General features: G+C 71.7%; 11 protein-coding genes and 1 pseudogene. 6 read left to right on the top strand and 6 right to left on the bottom strand.

Features of this window, described 5'->3' with window-relative positions; translation table 11 throughout:
* Positions 1-378 precede the first annotated feature (378 nt).
* Both ABZ920_RS12875 and ABZ920_RS12870 read left to right on the top strand, forming a co-directional pair.
* Positions 379-1,563 (top strand): MalY/PatB family protein, encoded by a 1,185-nt coding sequence (locus ABZ920_RS12875; protein WP_361502579.1) that lies wholly within the window; start codon positions 379-381, stop codon positions 1,561-1,563.
* Between the two features lie 95 nt (positions 1,564-1,658).
* Positions 1,659-2,450 (top strand): VOC family protein, encoded by a 792-nt coding sequence (locus ABZ920_RS12870; RefSeq protein ID WP_361502576.1) that lies wholly within the window; start codon positions 1,659-1,661, stop codon positions 2,448-2,450.
* 325 nt (positions 2,451-2,775) lie between these two features.
* Here the strand turns inward: ABZ920_RS12870 and ABZ920_RS12865 are convergent, their stop codons facing one another.
* Both ABZ920_RS12865 and ABZ920_RS12860 read right to left on the bottom strand, forming a co-directional pair.
* On the bottom strand, positions 2,776-3,855 hold the full coding sequence (locus ABZ920_RS12865) for a LacI family DNA-binding transcriptional regulator (protein WP_361502573.1): 1,080 nt from the start codon (positions 3,853-3,855) through the stop codon (positions 2,776-2,778).
* 406 nt (positions 3,856-4,261) lie between these two features.
* Complete coding sequence (locus ABZ920_RS12860; RefSeq protein ID WP_361502570.1) at positions 4,262-5,224, bottom strand: multicopper oxidase domain-containing protein; 963 nt, start codon at positions 5,222-5,224, stop codon at positions 4,262-4,264.
* 208 nt (positions 5,225-5,432) lie between these two features.
* On the opposite strand from ABZ920_RS12860, the gene ABZ920_RS12855 reads away from it, so the two are divergent.
* Both ABZ920_RS12855 and ABZ920_RS12850 read left to right on the top strand, forming a co-directional pair.
* A complete protein-coding gene (locus tag ABZ920_RS12855) occupies positions 5,433-7,910 on the top strand; it encodes a ThuA domain-containing protein (protein ID WP_361502567.1) in 2,478 nt (825 codons plus the stop codon).
* Positions 7,911-7,954: 44 nt separating this feature from the next.
* The gene (locus ABZ920_RS12850; protein WP_361502705.1) at positions 7,955-10,111 is read left to right on the top strand and encodes a family 16 glycoside hydrolase; all 2,157 of its coding nucleotides are present in this window, start codon (positions 7,955-7,957) and stop codon (positions 10,109-10,111) included.
* 45 nt (positions 10,112-10,156) lie between these two features.
* Here ABZ920_RS12850 and ligD read toward each other — a convergent pair whose 3' ends face one another.
* Positions 10,157-11,179: a non-homologous end-joining DNA ligase gene (gene ligD / locus ABZ920_RS12845; RefSeq protein WP_361502564.1), complete on the bottom strand. Its 1,023-nt coding sequence runs from the start codon at positions 11,177-11,179 to the stop codon at positions 10,157-10,159.
* A gap of 74 nt (positions 11,180-11,253) precedes the next feature.
* On the opposite strand from ligD, the gene ABZ920_RS12840 reads away from it, so the two are divergent.
* Positions 11,254-12,315 (top strand): ATP-dependent DNA ligase, encoded by a 1,062-nt coding sequence (locus ABZ920_RS12840; RefSeq protein WP_361502561.1) that lies wholly within the window; start codon positions 11,254-11,256, stop codon positions 12,313-12,315.
* Positions 12,316-12,435: 120 nt separating this feature from the next.
* Positions 12,436-13,200, top strand: coding sequence for an aldolase/citrate lyase family protein (locus ABZ920_RS12835; RefSeq protein WP_361502558.1), 765 nt, complete (start codon positions 12,436-12,438; stop codon positions 13,198-13,200).
* Here the strand turns inward: ABZ920_RS12835 and ABZ920_RS12830 are convergent.
* The 3 genes and pseudogenes from ABZ920_RS12830 to ABZ920_RS12820 all read right to left on the bottom strand — a co-directional run bounded on the left by ABZ920_RS12830 (position 13,159) and on the right by ABZ920_RS12820 (position 18,843).
* Positions 13,159-14,288 (bottom strand): annotated as a pseudogene (locus ABZ920_RS12830) (cellulose binding domain-containing protein). The gene ABZ920_RS12835 and the pseudogene ABZ920_RS12830 sit on opposite strands and share 42 nt — an antisense overlap.
* Before the next feature lie 221 nt (positions 14,289-14,509).
* A complete protein-coding gene (locus ABZ920_RS12825) occupies positions 14,510-15,532 on the bottom strand; it encodes a LacI family DNA-binding transcriptional regulator (RefSeq protein WP_361502555.1) in 1,023 nt (340 codons plus the stop codon).
* A 392-nt stretch (positions 15,533-15,924) separates the two neighbouring features.
* Positions 15,925-18,843, bottom strand: a complete 2,919-nt coding sequence (locus tag ABZ920_RS12820; protein WP_361502552.1) for a glycoside hydrolase family 48 protein — start codon at positions 18,841-18,843, stop codon at positions 15,925-15,927.
* Positions 18,844-18,978 lie beyond the last annotated feature (135 nt).

Here is an 18,978-nt window from a genome sequence, read left to right as displayed (position 1 = left end):
GCCGGCCTGGCGACACGGGGACTCGGCGGGCCCGGCTGACCCGGCGCCCGGCAGGCTCGGCAGACCCGGCGGGCTGAACAGACACCGCTGACCCAGCAGGCCCGGCGGGGCACACCCACCCCCGAGCCCGGCAGAGCCGGCAGAGCCGGCAGGCACGGTGGGGCGCATCCACCCCCGGGCCGCCGGCCCCCGCCGGCCTGGCGACACGGGGACTCGGCGGGCCCGGCTGACCCGGCGCCCGGCAGGCTCGGCAGACCCGGCGGGCTGAACAGACACCGCTGACCCAGCGGGCTCAGCAGACCCGGCGGGGCGCGGCCGGCCGCCCCGCGGCTGGAAGAAGGCAGACGATGTCCGCCCCGGTTCGTCTACTTTTTGTCCATGGGCAGTAAGTCGGGTGACGTCTTCGCGCCGGCCGGCGCGAATCCGCTGTGCCTGCTCTCCCTGGAGCAGTTGCGGCGGCGTACCAGCATGAAGTGGCGTACCTACCCCGCGGACGTGCTGCCGCTGTGGGTGGCCGAGATGGACGCCCCGCTGGCCGAGCCGGTCGCGCGGGCGATCACGGAGGCGGTGGCGCTCGGTGACACCGGCTATCCGGCCGGGACGGCGTACGCGGAGGCGCTCGCCGGGTTCGCCCGCGAGCGCTGGGGCTGGGACGGGCCGGCCGTGGAGCGCACCGCGATCGTGCCCGACGTGATGCTGGGCGTCGTGGAGATGCTCAGACTGGTCTCCGGGCCGCACGACCCCGTGATCGTCAACTGTCCGGTGTACCCGCCGTTCTACCAGTTCGTGCGCAGCCAGGGCCGCCCCGTCGTGGAGGCACCGCTCGGCACGGACGGGCGGATCGGCTTCGTCGCGCTGGAGGACGCGTTCCGGCGTGCGGTCCGGCGCGCGCAGCGGCCGGTGTACCTGCTCTGCAGCCCGCACAACCCGACCGGGACGGTGCACACCGCGGCCGAGCTGACGGAGGTGGCGCGCCTGGCGCGGGCGCACGGCGTGCGCGTCGTGGCCGACGAGATCCACGCCCCGATCGTCACCTCGGAGGCGTCCTTCGTTCCGTACCTGAGCGTTCCCGGCGCCGAGGACGGACTGTCGCTGATGTCGGCGTCCAAGGCGTGGAACCTGGCGGGGCTCAAGGCCGCCCTGGCCATCGCCGGACCGGAGGCGGCCGGCGACCTCGCCCGCCTGCCCGAGGAGGTCGGCCACGGCCCCAGCCACCTCGGGGTCATCGCCCACACGGCGGCCCTGCGCGACGGCGGCGGCTGGCTCGACGCGGTGCTCTCCGGCCTCGACGCCAACCGCAGGCTGCTGGCCAGCCTGCTGGCCGAGCAGCTTCCCGCCGTCCGCTACGCGCCCGCGCCGGGCACCTACCTGGCCTGGCTGGACTGCCGGGAGCTCGGCCTCGGGGACGATCCGGCCGAGGTCTTCCTCCGGCGGGGCCGCGTCGCCCTGAACTCCGGGACCCCCTTCGGCACCGGCGGGGCGGGCTTCGTCCGCATGAACCTGGCCACCTCCCCCGAGCTGATCACCGAGGCCGTCCGCCGGATGGCCGCCTGTCCGGACTGACACACCGGCCCGCGGCGGTGTTGCGGCGGCGCCCGCCGGTGGCCGGTGCCAGACTCGGCAGTGCAGAGAGCGGGACCCTTCGAAGGAGGGCGAGGATGCTCACCACCCGTTTCGTCACCGGCTCCCCGAACTGGCTGGACGTCGGCACGTCCGACATGGACGGCGCCCAGTCCTTCTACGGGGGGCTCTTCGGCTGGCAGTTCCAGTCGGCGGGCCCGGAGGCCGGGGGCTACGGCTTCTTCCAGCTGGACGGCAGGGCGGTGGCCGGCGGTATGCAGACCACCGCGGAGCAGGGCCCGCCCGCCTGGACCGTGTACTTCCAGAGCGCCGACGCGCAGGCCACCGCGAAGGCCGCCGAGGGGGCCCGCGGCCGGGTGCTGATGCAGCCGACGGACGTGATGGGCCAGGGGCACATGGCGATGCTCGCCGACCAGGCGGGCGTGCCGTTCGGCATCTGGCAGCCGGGCGCGATGAAGGGCCTGGAGGTCGCGGGCGAACCCGGTTCGCTGTGCTGGGTCGAGCTCCACACCCGGGACGTCGCCGCGGCGGCCGCCTTCTACCACCGGGTGCTGGGGCTGGAGACGTCGGCCACGTCCTTCCCCGGCGGCGCGTACACCTCCCTCACTCCGCGGGAGGGCGGTGAGGACACCGCCTTCGGCGGCATCGTCCCGCTGGGCGACGACCCCGCCGAGGCGGAGGCCGGCGCGTACTGGCTGCCGTACTTCGAGGTGGCGGACACGGACGCCGCGGTGGCCCGGACGCAGCAGCTCGGCGGCGCGGTCCGCGTGCCCGCCGCCGACATCCCGGGGATCGGCCGCGTGGCCCACCTCACCGACCCGTACGGGGCCCGTTTCGCGGTCATCAGGAGCGCGGGGGCGCAGACCTGACGGGTCGCCCCCCTCCCGCCGCGGGCGGGGAGGAACCCGCGCACGAAAGAACCCGCCCCCGGTACACCGGGAGCGGGTTCACTGAGCGCCGGGCAGGCCTTGCACCTGCATCTCCCCGCAGGAAGCGGGACGTCTTTCCTTGGACCACCAACGCACGGCCCACCACCGCGTTTCCGGCGGCGTGCTCAAGATCTACTGTAGCGCATCACGCCCCCTCCCGGCGATCGCGTCCGTCGTCCCGCACGGCCCGGCCCGCGCCGAGGGACCGGACGGTGCGCGCCGGGCGGCGGGACGGCCCGGCGGGGCCCCGGTCGGCGCCGGGGACCTACGCGGAGGCCCGTCGCACGAGTGTGGTGGGCAGGATGACGCTGGACGGCCCGCCCGCGACGCCCCCGGACGGTGCCCCGCGCCGGTCGAGGCCGCGCAGCAGCAGACGGGCCATCAGGCGCCCCATCTCCTCTATGTCCTGGCGGACCGTGGTCAGCGGCGGGTCGGTCTGCTCGGCGACCGGCAGCATGTCGTCGAAGCCGATGACGGCCACGTCCCCGGGCACCCGCAGCCCCCGCTCGCGCAGCACGCGCAGGGCACCCGCGGCGGTGAGGTCGTTCGCGGCGAACACGGCGTCCACGCCGGGGCACCGGTCGAGCAGCGTGCGCATCGCGCGCTCGCCGCCGGCGACGGTGAAGTCGCTCTGCACGATCAGCCCGGGGCCGGCGTCGGCCATGACGTCCCGGTAGCCGTCGAGCCGGTCCACGGCCGACGTCTGGTCGAGGGGGCCGGTGATGTGCGCGATCCTGGTCCGGCCGAGACCTGCCAGGTGGCGGACGGCCTCGCGGGCCCCACCCCGGTTGTCGCTGTCGACGTACGCCACGGCGGTGGTCCCCCCTGCCGGGGCGGCGCCGGCCGCCGGGGGCGGCGCGCCCTCGCTCCATCCGGGCCGTCCGCCGAACACGGTCGGCACCCCGGCGCGCCGGATCAGCTCCGGCAGCGGGTCGTCGAGGTGCAGGGAGATGACGAGGGCGCCGTCGACGTGGCCGCCCGCCAGGTAGCGTCCGACCCGGGCGTGGTCGTCGCGGCCCTCCGTCAGCAGCAGGACGAGCTGTGAGTCGTGGGCCGTCAGCTCCTTGCAGATGCCGCGCAGCTGCAGCCCGAAGAAGGGGTCGGCGAAGACCCTGGTCTCCGGCTCGGCGATGACGACGGCGACGGCGTCGTGCCGTTTCGTCACCAGGCTGCGGGCGGCCTGGTTGGGCACGTAGCCGAGTTCCTCCACCGCCCGCCGGACCCGCTCGGCCACGGGCTCCCGGACGCCCTCGCCGCCGTTCACCACGCGGGAGACGGTGGCCCGGGACACCCCCGCCCGCGCGGCCACGGCCTCCAACGTGGGACGCGACGCTGTCTCGGTCACCTCAGAACTCCTCACCGGCGGCTGCCGATCAGGATAGCCCCGTCCGGTCACCGCCGTGAGAGCGCTCTCGGTGAGGGCGGGAGCGCGCGTGCGTGACCACCGGCACGCGCCACGGATCGGCGAGAGCCCGGCCCGGGCCCCCGCCCCGACGGCGTGCGGCCCGCAGCGGGGCTCTCGCCGTGCCACCGCGCCGCCGGCGTGCCCGAGCCGTTCGGTGAGGTTCCGGCCGTACGGCAGCAGGCAGCGCCTTCCGGTCGGGCTGCATCGGCCCGGCCCGCATCCGGCGCGGGCGTCGTGGAGGCGGGCGTTCGCGCGGCCGGCCGTACCCGGAAGCGGGCGAGCCGCGGTGAGGGCCCGTGCGCGGGTTCCCGCGCCGGGTGCCGCAGGGCGGGCCGTTCCCGGGCCGTCAGTGCTCGTGCGGCTCGTACCCGGGGATCGTCCCGTCCGGCTTCTTCACCAGGAACAGGCCGACCATCCCCATGTCGGAGTGGCTCTGGACGTGGCAGTGGTACATCCAGGCGCCCGCCCCGACGCCCTCCCCCGCGATCACCTGGAAGCCGAAGGAGTCCGCCGGACCCACGATCTTGTTGTCGACGACCCGGCTGGGGTCGTCGGGCCCGGTGAGCAGGCCGGTGCGGTTGTCGGCCCAGCGGTGACCGTGCAGGTGGAAGGTGTGGTAGTACTCGCCGTGCGTGATCATCACGAACTCGACCCGGTCGCCCACCGTGGCCTCGAAGTCGGGGCCGGTGTGCGGCGGGCGGTTGTTGATGGTCATGTCGTTGAAGACGACGGTGTGCGTCCGGTCCGGCAGGACGTCGCCCTTGCGGCGCACGATCACCGGCCCGTACAGGCCCTTGCGGATGCCGCCGGTGCCGTGCTCGGTGCCGACGACGTGGTCGTGGTAGTGCCAGTAGCCCGCGCTGCCCGCCCGCCAGGTGCCGTCCTTGCGGCGGCCGGGTGCGTGCGTGCGCCAGGTGTAGGTGCGGGTGCCGCCGGGTTCGACGTCGCCGTGGTTCTGCTTCGTGCCGTCGCTGGAGATCTCGTAGTCCAGGCCGTGGACGTGCAGGCTCGCGGCCACGTCCAGGGTGTTCTCGAACTCGATGTGCAGCGTGTCGCCCTCGTTCAGCTCGATGAGCGGGCCGGGCACCGAGGCCTTGCCCTTCTCCAGGCCGTAACCCAGCTGCCCGTCGGGCAGCTTCTCGGCGTACAGCTTGACGTGCCTGACCTCGCCCCCGGCCGGCGCGGTGCGGGGCGCCGCGCCCTCGGCCGGGGCGCCCGGGGCCGCGACCGCCCCCGGCGCCAGGGACAACGATGTCGCCGCAGCCGCGCCACCCAGCAGCACCCGCCGGTTGAAGCCGCGTCGGTCCATGCCCAACTCCCCACGTCAGTACGGAAGTCACCTCGGACCCCAGGGAAGGTACCGGGCACCGAAGCGTTTATCCACACTCAGGACAAAGTTGGTCGACTTGCGGTCATACCTATTGGCGAGTCACGCAAAGAGGTCTAGCTTCCTTGGCGTTCGCTGTGACCGACGAGGGGTGGGTGACCACATGCGGTCCACGTCGCATCAAGGACCCGTGCACTTGAGCAGGTTGAGCACGAGAAGGCGGATCTGGGCGGCCACCGTCACGGCCGGGGCCGTCGCGGCCGGGCTGCTGTCCGGTCCCGCCGCCAGCGCGCGCCCGGACCCGGGAGTGCCGGTGACAACGATGTCGATCACGTCGCCCCCGGGCGGCTCGAACGTGCGGGTGCTGGTCTTCCACGGTTCCGCCTCGGCCGGGGACGAGTCGCCGGTGGTCGACGCCGGCATCGAGGCCATCGAGAGCATCGGCCTGTCCGGTCCCGCCGGGCAGCGCTTCAAGGTGGAGGCGACCGACGACGCCTCCGTCTTCACCGACGCCCGGAAGCTGGGCCGCTACAACGCCATCGTGTTCCTGACCGGGGGCGGCGACGTCCTCGACCCGGAGCAGGAGGCGGGCCTGGAGGCGTACATGGAGGCGGGCGGCGGCTTCGTCGGCCTCCACGACGCGGCCCGCGCCGAGCCGTACTCGGACTGGTTCACCGGACTCGTCGGCGCCCGCCCGGCCGCCTCCAGCCCGACGGCCGTGCAGCGCGCGACCGTCGAGGTCGGCGACCGGCAGCACCCGGCGACGAAGGACCTGCCGCTGGAGTGGAAGCACCCCGACCAGTGGCCGAACTGGGTCAAGAACCCCTCCGGCGAGGTGCACACGGTGGCGCGGGTGCGGGAGTCGACGTACCGGCCGGGGACGGGCGCCAACGGCTGGGACCACCCGATCAGCTGGTGCCGCGACTACGACGGCGGCCGCTCCTTCTACACCGGCATGGGCGGCACGGCGTCCGCTTACGACGAGACGGACTTCCGCGCGCATCTGCGCGGCGCCCTGCTGTGGACCACCCGGCTGGCGCAGGCCGACTGCAAGGCGACGATCACCGCCCACTACAAGGCCGAGCGCCTCACGCAGCCCAACCAGCCCGGGAAGAACGACCAGATCGGCGAGCCGCACGGCCTGGTCACCGCTCCCGACGGCCGCGTCCTGTACATCGGGCGCGGCGGCGCCGACGCCTCCCGGCCGGTGGTCACCGACTGGAACAGTCCCGACGTCGGCAAGGGCACGGGTCAGATCCACGTCTGGGACCCGAGGACGAAGAAGGTCACCCTGGCCGGTGAGCTGACCGTCTTCGGCAACAAGGGCGGCGGCGACGAACTCACCAAGGTCGAGGAGGGCCTGCTCGGCATCGAACTCGACCCGCGCTTCGAGCAGAACGGCTGGGTGTACCTGCACTACACGCCCCACTCCGGGCTCGACCGCGACCAGCGGACGGCGCAGCGGCGCGTCTCCCGCTTCACCCTGGACCTCGCCACAAACAAGCTGGACCCGGCGAGCGAGAAGGTGCTGCTGACCTGGCCGGTGCAGGTGCACAGCTGCTGCCACGCGGGCGGCGGGATGGCCTGGGACTCCAAGGGCAACCTGTACATCGCCACCGGAGACAACAACTCCAGCGGCTTCAGCGGCGGTTACTCCGGCAACAACCCGCAGCCCACCTACAAGGGCGTGTCCTTCGCCGACGCGCGCCGCACCGCCGGCAACACCAACAACCTCAACGGCAAGATCCTGCGCATCCACCCGGAGCCCGACGGGACCTACACGATCCCCGACGGCAACCTCTTCACCGGCCGGGAGACCGACGAGGGCGGCGGCAGGACCCGCGGCGAGATCTACGTGATGGGCGTGCGCAATCCGGCGCGCATCTCCGTCGACAAGAAGACCGACGTCCTCTACGCGGGCTGGGTCGGCCCGGACGCCTCCGAGCCGTCGACGACGTGGGGACCGGCCAAGTACGACACGTTCGCCGTCATCACCAAGGCGAGCAACCGGGGCTGGCCGTACTGCATGGGCGACAAGCAGCCCTACCGCGACCGGAACCTGCCGGACCCGTCCAAGCCGCTCGGCTGGTACGACTGCGACCACCCGAAGAACGAGTCGCCCAACAACGACGGCCTGGTCAATCTCCCGCCGGTCACCGGCAACAACATCTGGTACTCGCCGCAGGGCGGCGCGCCGGACTACCCGCGGGACGCGAACGGCGTGCCGTCGTACAGGAAGGAGGAGGCCACCTACCGGCTGCCCTGGCTCAAGGGCGGCGGGCAGGCCGCGATGGACGGGCCCGTCTACCGGTACGACGCGGCGGGCGCGAGCGACGTGCGCTGGCCCGCCTACTGGGACGGCAAGTGGTTCGTCGGCGACTTCTACGACGCGGACCAGCCGCGCAACGCCGTCCTGATGGACGCGAGGACGCAGGGCGACGGCGGGCTGCCGGTGCACTCGGAGTCGCTGAAGAGGATCGTGCCGGTCGGCAACGACGGCATCAGGAACCTCATGGACTGGAAGTTCGGTCCGGACGGCGCTCTGTACGTCCTCGACTACGGCCGCGGCTTCTTCACCTCGGACTCCAAGTCCGCGCTGTGGCGGGTGACGTACACCGGCGGCGGGCCGACCCCGGCCACCGGAGACCTGGCGAGGGGGACACAGTGACCCGGCAACGAAGAATCCTCACGGCCTTCCTGGCCGCCCTGCTGATGCTGCTCGGCCTGCAGACGGGCACCGCCGCCGGGCGCGGCGGCGCGCCCGCGCGGGCGGCGGCCGCCCAGGTGCTCACCTGGACCGCCGGGGACGACATCACGCGGTACACGTCGGCGCCGGCGACGGCGGTCGCGGGAGCGGCGACGATCGTCTTCGAGAACAGCGCGGCCACCGGCAACACCACCGGGATGCCGCACACGCTGACGTTCGTCACCTCCGACCCGGAGTACAACTCCGACGTCCAGCTCAACATCCTCGCCCATCCCGACGACGACCAGGGCGGCCGCCACACCGCCGAGGTCACGCTCACACCGGGCCGCTACCTCTACCACTGCACGATCCCGGGGCACGGGCAGATGCAGGGCGTGCTGACGGTGACCGAGGCCGGCGGGTCGGACACGACGGCGCCGGAGGCGTCGGCGAGCGTGGCGGGCACGCGCAACGCCCAGGGCGAGTACGTGGGATCGGCGAGCGTGACGATCAGCGCGAGCGACGACGGCGGATCGGGCGTCGACCGCGTCCAGTACGCCGTCGACTCCGCCGATGCCTGGCAGCCGTACACCGCCCCCGTGGTGATCGACCAGGTGGGCGGTCACACGGTCCGCTACCGGGCCATCGACAAGGCGGGCAACGTCTCGGCCGAGAAGAGCGTCACCTTCACCGTCGCCGCCCCGCCGTCCGACGACACGACGGCGCCGGAGACGTCGGCGACGGTCAGCGGCGAGCGGAACGCCGACGGCGCCTACCTCGACATGGCGACCGTCACCGTCGCCGCCTCCGACACGGGCTCCGGCGTCAACAGCGTCGAGTACGCGGTCGACTCGGGTGCCTGGCAGGCGTACACGGCCCCGGTGACGGTGCACCAGCTCGGTGACCACACCGTCCGCTACCGCGCCACCGACAAGGCCGGAAACGTCTCCGCCGAGAAGAGCGTCACCTTCACCGTCGCCGCCCCGCCCCCGGCGGACACCACCCCGCCGGTGACGGGCGTGACCGTGGACGGCACGCGCGACTCCGCCGGAGCGTACGTCGGCAGCGCCGAGGTGACCGTCAGCGCGGCGGACGAGGGCGGTTCGGGCGTCGCGGGCATCGAGTACTCGCTCGACGGCGGACCGTACCTGGCGTACACGGCGCCGGTCGTCGTCGACCGGGCCGGCACCCACACCGTGGCCTACCGGGCGAGCGACCGGGCCGGCAACACCTCCGAGCCGCGGACGGTGAGCTTCACGGTCGTGGCGGGCGGCGGTGTGCCCGCGCCCCCGTGCCCCGAGTACGACGAGCGGCTGACGGTGATCGTCGGCACGGTCGACTCCGGCGTACCGAACCGGGTCACGAACAACCGCTGCCGGATCAACGAGCTGATCGAGGACGAGAGGGAGTGGACGTCCCAGGCGCTCTTCCTCAAGCACGTGAAGAGCGTCCTGGACCGGCTGCTGGCGGAGGGGTCCGTCGACCGGCGCGAGTACCGGGCCGTCCAGAAGGCCGCCCGCGACTCCGGGATCGGCAGGCCCGGTCAGGACCAGGGCTACCGGAAGATCTTCGACGGCACCGCGGAGTCCCTGGCCCGCTGGGAACAGGTGGGCGGCGGTTCGTTCGCCCTCAACCCGGACGGGTCGATCACCAGCGGCACCTCGAAGGACGGCCTCGGCATGCTGTGGTTCCCGCAGCGCAAGTACGGCGACTTCTCGCTACGGCTGCAGTGGCGTGACGACGCCCCGGGCACCGGCAACGCCAACTCGGGTGTGTTCGTGCGCTTCCCGTGGGTCCACGACCACCCGGAGGAGCCACGGCCGGAGTGGGCCGCCATCAAGTACGGCCATGAGGTGCAGGTGTTCGACCGGCCCGACGGCGACATGTACAAGACGGGGTCGGTGTACGGCTTCGACCGGGTGGGGCTCGCCGGGGCCGGCGTCACCCGGAAGGGCACCTGGAACGACTACGAGATCCGTGTGGTCGGCCAGCACTACTCGGTCTACCGCAACGGTGTGCTGATCAACGAGTTCGACAACACCGGCGGGCAGGAGTTCTATCCGCCCCGCTCGGACGACCCGGGCACCGACGGACGGCGGTACGCCTCCGGCTACATCGGCCTGCAGGTGCACAGCACGACCGACGTGATCTCCTACCGGGAGATCCGGATCAGGGAGCTGTAGGCGCCCACCGCGCGAGCGCGGGGGTGCGGCCCGGGGGCCCGGCCGTCAGGCGGCCGGGCCCTCCTTCTTCGCCCGGCTGGGCTGGACCCGTTTCGGCTCGCCCGCCATCTTCGGGTACTCCGGCGGATAGGGCAGGTCACCGAGCCCGTGGTCGCGTTCGTCCTTCGCCGCCACCTCCAGCAGCGTCTCCAGGGAGAAGGCGTGGTCGTCCATGTCGGCGTGCACGTCGCCGAGTTCGGCGAAGCGGGCCGGCATGGTCGCCAGGTCGAAGTCCTGGGGCCGGGCGTCCGCCACCTCCTCCCAGCGCAGCGGCGCCGAGACGGGGGCGTGCGGGCGGGGGCGCACCGAGTAGGCGGAGGCGATGGTGCGGTCCCGCGCGGTCTGGTTGTAGTCGAGGAAGATGCGGCTGCCGCGCTCCTCCTTCCACCACTTGATGGTCACCAGGTCCGGCAGCCGGCGTTCCATCTGCCGGCCCACGGCGATCGCGGCGCGCCGCACCTGGGTGAAGGTCCAGCGCGGTTCGATCGGCACGAAGACGTGCAGTCCGCGTCCGCCGGAGGTCTTCGGCCAGCCGCGCAGGCCGCCGGACTCCTCCAGGACCTCCCGCAGTTCCCCGGCGGCGCGCACGGCGTCCAGGTAGTCGGTGCCGGGCTGCGGGTCGAGGTCGATGCGCAGTTCGTCGGGGTGGTCCACGTCGGCGCGGCGCACCGGCCAGGGGTGGAAGGTGAGGGTGCCGTACTGGGCGGCCCACACCACGGCCGCCTCCTCCGTGGGGCACATCTCGTCGGCGCTGCGGCCGCTGGGGAAGGTGATGTGCGCGGTGGGGATCCAGTCGGGCATGCCCTTGGGGGCCCGCTTCTGGAAGAACCACTCGCCGCCGACACCGTCCGGGTAGCGCTCCAGGGTGGTGGGGCGGTCGCGCAGGGCGCGCAGGATGCCGGGGCCGACGGCCGCGTAGTACCGGGCCAGGTCCAGCTTGGTGAAGCCGCGCTCAGGGAAGAACACCTTGCCGGGGCTGGACAGCCGCACGGTCCGGCCGGCCACGTCAAGTTCCACCGCATCGCCCATGCGAGCCACCGTAGGCGTACCCCGCGCGCCCCGCACACCGGGCGGATCCGGAGAGTGACGCGCAGAATCGGAGCATGGATCTGCCGGTGATGCCCCCCGTGAAGCCGATGCTCGCCAAGGCGGTGGCGCGCATCCCCGAGGGCATGCACTACGAGGCGAAATGGGACGGGTTCCGGGCGATCGTGTTCCGCGACGGCGACGAGGTGGAGCTCGGCAGCCGTACCGGCAAGCCGCTCACCCGGTACTTCCCCGAGCTGGTGGCGGCGCTGAAGGAACGGCTGCCGGAGCGCTGCGTGGTGGACGGGGAGATCGTCATCGCGCGGGAGGGCCGGCTGGACTTCGACGCGCTGACCGAGCGCATCCACCCGGCCCAGTCCCGGGTGCGGATGCTGGCCGAGCGGACGCCGTCGTCGTTCGTGGCGTTCGACCTGCTGGCCCTGGACGGCGAGTCGCTGCTGAACGCTCCCCTCACCGAGCGGCGGGCGCTGCTGGCCGGGGCGCTGGAGGGGGTCACGGCGCCCGTGCACATGGCGCCGGCGACCACCGACATCGAGGTGGCGCGGCAGTGGTTCGAGCAGTTCGAGGGAGCGGGCCTCGACGGGGTCGTCGCCAAGCCGCCGGGCGGGCGCTACCTCCAGGACCAGCGGGCGATGTTCAAGGTCAAGCACGAGCGCACGGCGGACGTCGTCGTGGCCGGCTACCGCCACCACAAGAGCGGTCCCGTCGTCGGTTCGCTGCTGCTCGGCCTGTACGACGACCGCGGCGGACTCCAGCACGTCGGCGTCTCGGCGGCCTTCCCGATGAAGCGGCGCGCCGAGCTGGTCGAGGAGCTGGAGCCGCTGCGCATGGACGACGTCGCCGGGCACCCGTGGGCGGCCTGGTCGGACGAGGCGGCCCACGAGTCGGCCCGGCTGCCGGGCGCGCCCAGCCGCTGGTCGGGCAAGAAGGACCTGTCCTGGGTGCCGCTCAGACCCGAACGGGTGGCGGAGGTGGCCTACGACCACATGGAGAACGGGGTGCGGTTCCGGCACACCGCGCGCTTCCGCCGCTGGCGGCCGGACCGCACCCCGGAGAGCTGCACCTACGCCCAGCTGGAGGAACCCGTCCGCTACGACCTGGCGGAGATCCTGGGCTGACGGGGCCTGACCCGGCCCCGGCTCCTCCCCCGCCACGGGCTCGAATGCCACGACGGGCGGGGGCCAGGCGCCCGGGTCCGGGCCCGGGAGGCTCACCCTTGCAGCGCAGGGGGCGAGCCGATGACGAGGACGCTGGCGCCGGCCGGGGTGTGGTTCGTCACCCCCGCCCACACCCCCGCCCGCTTCCCGGCCGCGCACGGCTGCGGCGCGGACGTCGCCCTGATCGACCTGGAGGACTCCGTCCCTGCCGCAGTGAAGGCGGAGGCCCGCCAGACCGCCGCTGCGTTCTTCACCGCAGCGGCCGGTTGCGTCCTCGGGGTCCGGATCAGTTCTCCCACCACCCGCGACGGCATCCTCGACCGGGTAGTCATCGCCGACTACCCGGTCCGACCGGACGTCGTGCTGATCCCCAAGGTCGAGTCGGCCCGGGGCATCGAGATCACCGCCGGGGCCCTCGACGCCCCCGACTACACGCCGCACCCGTATGCGCCGACCGAGACTCCGCGTGCGCTTCAGGACCTGCCGTCGATCGTGCGGGCCGGGCGCATCGCCGGGGTGGTGTCCGGGACGGCCGACTACGCGACCGCCCTCGGCTGGTCCGAGGGCCGGGAAGCGATGCTGCACGCCCGGTCCGCGCTGGTCACCAGCGGCGCCGCCGCAGACATCTGCGCCATCGACTCCCCCTTCTTCGACCTGGACGACGTGGACGGACTGCGCGGCGAAGCCGAACGCGCCAGGGACCTGGGCTTCGCGGAAGTGGGCTCAGCCGGCGGGTGGTGGGAGGAGCGGGGCCCGCCGGTCCGTGTGGTGGACGCGGCGGGCCCCGGTGTGGGTGGGCGTAGGTCAAGCGGTGGTGCAGGCGGTGCCGTTCAGGCTGCTGCCTGAGGGCTTGGCGAAGGTACCGCTGTAGGTGCCCTGGAACCGAAGGACGCCTGGCCGCCGGCGGTGATCTGCTGGTTGTAGCCGACGTTGCTCGCTGTGACAGCTCCCGACGAGGGGGAGACGTTCGCATTCCAGGCGCTGGTGATCTGCTGTCCGGAGGGCAGGGCGAACGCGAGCTTCCAGCCGTTCACTGGGGAGCTACTGGCGTTGGTGACGGTGACGTCGGCGGTGAAGCCGCCCTGCCAGACGTTCTTGGTGTACGCCACCTTGCAGGCCGTGGAGCCGCCGGGGCCGCCCGGATCGCCGGAGGAGCCCTTGTTGACGGTCGAGGAGAACGAGGTCAGGGCGAGGCCCGTGCCGTTCTGCCAGGGTTCGAAGCCCGACTGAATGCTGGTCAGGTACCAGCTGTTCTGTGCCAGTCCGCGGGAGACGGCCTGCCGGGCGAAGTCCATGACGTCGAAGCTCCAGCTGCTGATCGCCGACGGTGCGACGAACGACAGCACGTCGTTGGAGCCGTTGTTGCCGGACCACACCTGCCACTCGCGCCCGCCCACGGTGGCGGAGCCGACCGGGGAGCCCACGGGCTGGACGGAGCCGACCTTGTTGAACCAGATCATGATCTCGGTTCGGTTCACGCCGTCGGTGCGGGGCGTGGGGTCGAGCCAGATGTCGTAGGCGGCGTCGTACACCGCGTCGTTCACATAGCTGTACGAGGTGCTCGTGGGCGCGCTGGAGATGATGCTGAGCTGAGCGGGGAGGTTGGTGCCGGGCGAGCAGTTGGTGTAGTGGCAGCCGTTGAAGACGGACGGGTAGGACTTCGGAGCGCCGTTCGTGGGGACGGATCCGTCGGCCTGGGTGATCCTGAACCCGGAGTCGGTGACGGCGATGCACTGCGTGGCGCTGGTGCCCCAGCGGTTGTTCTGGACGACGTAGCGGCCCTGGATGGTCGTCGACCCGAACTGTTCGCAGATCGTGGTGTCCGCGTGTGCCCCCGACGCGGTGGTCAGGAGCGCGGCGAGCGAGACGAGAGAGGTGAGCAGCGCGCCGAGCAGGCCCCGCGCGCCGCGGGCATGGTGGGATGCAGGTCGCATGCTGATCCTCTGGGGTGAGGGTGCGGGGGCGCTCCCGAAGAAGGGTATGGGAGCGCTCCCATTCCTTGTGCTCGGCACGGACACTAGAGACGGTTCAGGTTCATGACAAGGCTCTCGACGGAACGGGTGCGAACCGGTCTGAGAGGCGCAGGTCAGGAACAGGCCCGCGGCGTCGTGTGCTGGTGTCGGGAGCGCTCCCGGGAAATATCGCCCGGCGACGGTCAGGTGGACTCGCGCACCGTCAACTCCGTGCGGAGGATGACATGCCGCCAGGCCACGGCGCCCTCCTCCATCTCCTCCAGGAGCAGCCGGACCATGGCCCGCCCCATCGCCTCGATCGGCTGACGCACCGTGGTCAGCCGCGGTGTGGTCCGCTGAGCCAGCGGAAAGTCGTCGAAACCGATCACGGCGACGTCGTCCGGCACCCGACGCCCAGCCGAGTGCAGCGTCTCCAGAGCTCCCGCAGCCGTGGTGTCCGACGCGGCGAGGACGCCGTCGATCTCCGGATGCCGCCGCAGGAGCGCGGCCATGGCACGGCGCCCGCTCTCCGTCGTGAAGTCACCTTCGGCGACGAGGGTCTGCTCGCCCTTCAGGCCCGCCAGGGCCAAAGCCTCCTGGTAGCCGCGCAGTCGGCACTGCGTCACGTACATGTCGGCCGGCCCGGTAATGGTGGCGATCGCTCGGCGGCCTCGCTCCAACAGATGGGAGATGGCACTGCGGGCTCCGCCGACGTTGTCCACGTCTACGTAACTGACGTACTCGTCGCCGGAGCGGCGCCCCAGCAGCACGGTCGGCAACCGGGCCTCGGCAAGCATGTCCGGCAGTGGATCGCCGGCGTGCACGGACATCAGGAGGACGCCGTCGACCCGGCCGCCGCGCGCGTACTCGAGGAAGCGCTGCCGCTCGGCATCCGAGCGGACCAGGGTCAGCATCAGCTGCATTCCGGTGCCGGACAGTGCGTCCCCGAGCGAGCTGACGATTTCGGAGAAGAAGGGCTCAGCGAACTGTCGCCAGTCCGGCTCCGTCATGACCAGGGCGACCGCGTCGGCCCGTCGCCCGGCCAGGGAACGGGCCGCGAGGTTGGGCACATACCCCAGTTCCTCGATGGCTCGCTGCACCGTCCGGCGCGTCGACTCCTTCACGCCTGCCGCGTTGTTGATGACGCGGGAGACCGTGCCGCGTCCCACCCCGGCGCGGGCAGCCACCTCCTCCAGCGTCGGCGTCCCCGGGCGCCGTCTGCCCATGACCACCTCCCCCACGAGATCACCGATCTTACGGGGGGCGGAGGCGCGAACACACGACTTTGCCAGGGGCACGGGAACCGGCGAGCGACCTGGCCGCATGGATCAGGACAGCGCTTCCCCTTCCCTCCCGGCCGAGCTCGCCTCACCTGTCACTGCTGTGGGAGCCGCAGGGCGGTGCGTGGGCCCCGTTCACCTGGACATGTGAGGTTTGGGAGCGCTCCCGTCGATAGCGGTGGGGCGGGCATGCGTGAGAGGCATCGCCGGTGGCGAACCCGCCACCGGCGCGCTCGGATCGGCATGGCGGCCGGGCGGCCCCCTGTGCGGGTGGGGCCGCCCGGCCGGATGACCCCGTCTCCTTGTGACGGGGTCACGCACGCGGAGCCAGGCGTGGGCTATTCGAGTAGCTCCGCGTACGACCCCATGGCCAGGGCGATGTCCGCCTGGGCCCAGAACCGGTGGTAGGTGAAGACGGGTGCGGCGCCGCCCTTGAGGTAGGCCTCGATCTTCGACCAGGCCGGATCGTTCTTGTAGAAGGACCTCAGCGCGAGGAAGGTGGACGTGGAGTTGATCGCGTCGCCGCTGGGCATCGTGCCGCTCCAGCCACCCGGCACGTACACGCTGTCATTGAAACGGCTGTAGTCACTGCGGGTTTCGGGGACGGCGATGCCCAGGCTGTCCTGGTAGTTGTTCCACATGCCGTCCAGCAGCGCTTTCGCCGTGGACTTCGCCGTCGCGTCACCGGACTTGGCGGCGTAGTACGTCAGGACCTTGGCGTACGCGGCGGCCACGCCGACGTCGTTGGTGTAGTCGGCGACGGTGACGTGAAGTCCGCTGTTGGCGCCGGGACTCGAGGCGTTCCAGGTATCGGGCTGGCCTGACCACTGGAGCGTCGACGGGATCCGGTAGGTGCCGTCCGGGTTGATCGTGGTCTTGGACAGCGCCCACTTCACCCACTTGTCGAGGACCGCCTTCGCCTGGGCGTTGCCCGTCTGCTGGTAGAGCTCGGCGACCCGCTCCATCGACCACGCCTGGAAGCCAAACCACTGGTTGGACGGCGGGTCGTGGTAGACGGGCTGCTCGTCGTAGTAGATGCCGTAGAACGTCGACTTCCCGGCCGGCGGCGTCGCGTACCGGCCCGCCCAGCTGTTGGTCGCACCGCCCGCGATGGCGCCCTCGGACGACTGCAGCCACCGGTAGAACTCCAGCTGCCGGTCCAGCGACTTGTTCCAGTCCGCCGCCCCGGTGGCCGACTTGGGCTTCAGGGCGGCGTAGGAGCTGAGCGCGTAGGCGGCCAGCGGGTTCTGGTAGCCGCTGTGGGCGTAGCTGGAGCCGATGCGCCAGGCCCAGCCGCCGCTCGTGTCGTTCGAGCCGCCCCAGGCGTAGTACCAGGACAGAAGGTAGTGCGAGGCGTCCTTGCCGGTGCCGGCCGCGCAGGTGGACGGGCCGACGCAGTTGCCGATCTTCTTGAAGTACTTGTCGTACATGGCGTAGCGCAGGTAGTCGCCCATCTTCGCGGCCTTGCCGATGGTCGCGGAGACGTCACTGCCCTTGCCCTGCTGCTTGGCCCACACATCCGCCCAGTACGCGGCCTGCACGGCACGCGCGTCGGCGTCCGGGGCGTCGGTGTACTTCCACTGCCTGGCGTACGACGAGTCACCGGTGAACAGGTCCAGGTAGCCGTTCTTGCCGCCGTACTTGAAGGCTTCGCAGGTCGGCTGCGGAATCGTCTCCCATACCGACTCCTGCGGGCCGCGCTGGAAGGTGTTGATGTACGAGGGCCCCTTGGCGGTCGGCCCGCCCTCGCAGGTCCCGCCGGGGGTGTCGCCGTAGCCGTAGACGTTGTCGACGTCCTCCAGCCAGTGCATGCCGTAGACATCGTCGGTGTTGTACGTCGACTTGAGTTCACCGGCAAGCGGATCCGAACCCACCGGCACGGACTGGTCCAGCTTTGTCGGATACTCGTTCGGCGTGTCCGCCTCCGGGGCGAAGGTGGCGGGCTTGGAGGCGTTGTAGAAGGAGTTGGTCGGCTGGTCGGCGTGGGTCGGGATCATGTACTTTTCCATGAGCTCCCAGGCACCGTTGAACTTCGACCAGTCACCCGTGACCTTGCCGTACATCGCCTGCAGCCACAGCAGATAGCTGTAGGCCTCCGACGTGGTCTCATGACCGTGGTCCGGCGCCTCCACGATCAGCGTCTCCACCGAGTGGTAGGGGACGCCCTCGGGTGAGAAGTAGCCGTTCGCCGGGTTGGTGATCTTCCCGTAGAGCTCCAGGAAGCGGGCGTCGTACGCCTTCGTGCCGCCGATCTGCGTCACGGTGACTGTCGCCTTGGACAACCCGGCGGCCGTCGACTGGAAGGTCGCCGCGCCGGTGCCGGAGCTGTCGGCGGTGATGGTCACCTTCTGCGGAGTGTTCCAGTTCGACGGGGTGAAGGTGAGCGAGGCGCCGCCCGTCACCGACAGACCCGAATTACCGCTCACCCGTGCGGTGTTGACGGTGACGTTCGAGGACGGCTGGGTCGACAGCTTCACCTCGTACGTTCCCGTCTTGCCCTGTTGCACCGCCAGCTGGGTCGTCGAGGCCACCACGGCGGGGCCCGAGGCAACCGTGATGCCGACCGGCGTGGACTCCGCGGACGCGCCCAGGCTGTCGTACGCCTTCGCCACCAGGGAATGACTGCCCACGGTCAAACTTGAGGCCGAGAGTGAGTACGGCGCCGTGGTGTCCGTGCCCAGCAGCGTGGTGTCGTCGTAGAACTCGACCTTGCTGATCGTCGCGTTGTCGGCCACCGCCGCGGTCGCCGCGAGCGGGACCGGGTCACGCCGGGTGTACACCGCGCCCGGTTTCGGACTGGTCAGCACGGTGATCGGCGGCTGGTGCGCACCCGTGCAGGTGGTGCCGTTGATCGCGAAGCTGGTGGGGGCGGTGTTGGTGCCGCTGTAGCTGAACTGCGCTCCCGTGGAAACGGCGGCGCCCGCGGCGATCTTGCCGTTGGAGCCCGCGTCCTTCACGGTGATCGCCTGGCCGGACTGCGACCAGGCGCCGTTCCAGCCGTTGCTCAGCTTCTGGTTGCCCGAGTAGCTGTACGTCAGCGTCCAGCCGTCGATCGCGGCGGTGCCGCGGTTGGTGATGGTGAGGTCGGCGGTGAAGCCGGAGCCCCAGTCGTTGGTCTTGTAATCGACGCTGCACTGAACGCCCGCCGCCTGTGCGGTGGTTGCGCCGGTGGCGAGCATCGACAGGGGCAGGGCGAACGCGGCCGCCACGGCGGTCCACATCCGCCGTAAGGCTCTGCGCTTACGTCCGGGATCCATGTGCTGGTTCCTCCTTGATCACGCGGCTCACGCGGAGAGGTCAAGACTTGAAACCAGTGGGAGCGCTCCCATCGTGCGGGTGGAGGTGGGTGCGGTCAAGGCGTTGAGGAGTTGAAAGGCCAAAGCTGCAGGTCG

Source organism: Streptomyces sp. NPDC046831, from assembly GCF_040645305.1.
Classification (GTDB): Bacteria; Actinomycetota; Actinomycetes; order Streptomycetales; family Streptomycetaceae; genus Streptomyces.
This window is presented reverse-complemented; position numbering and strand designations above follow the sequence as displayed.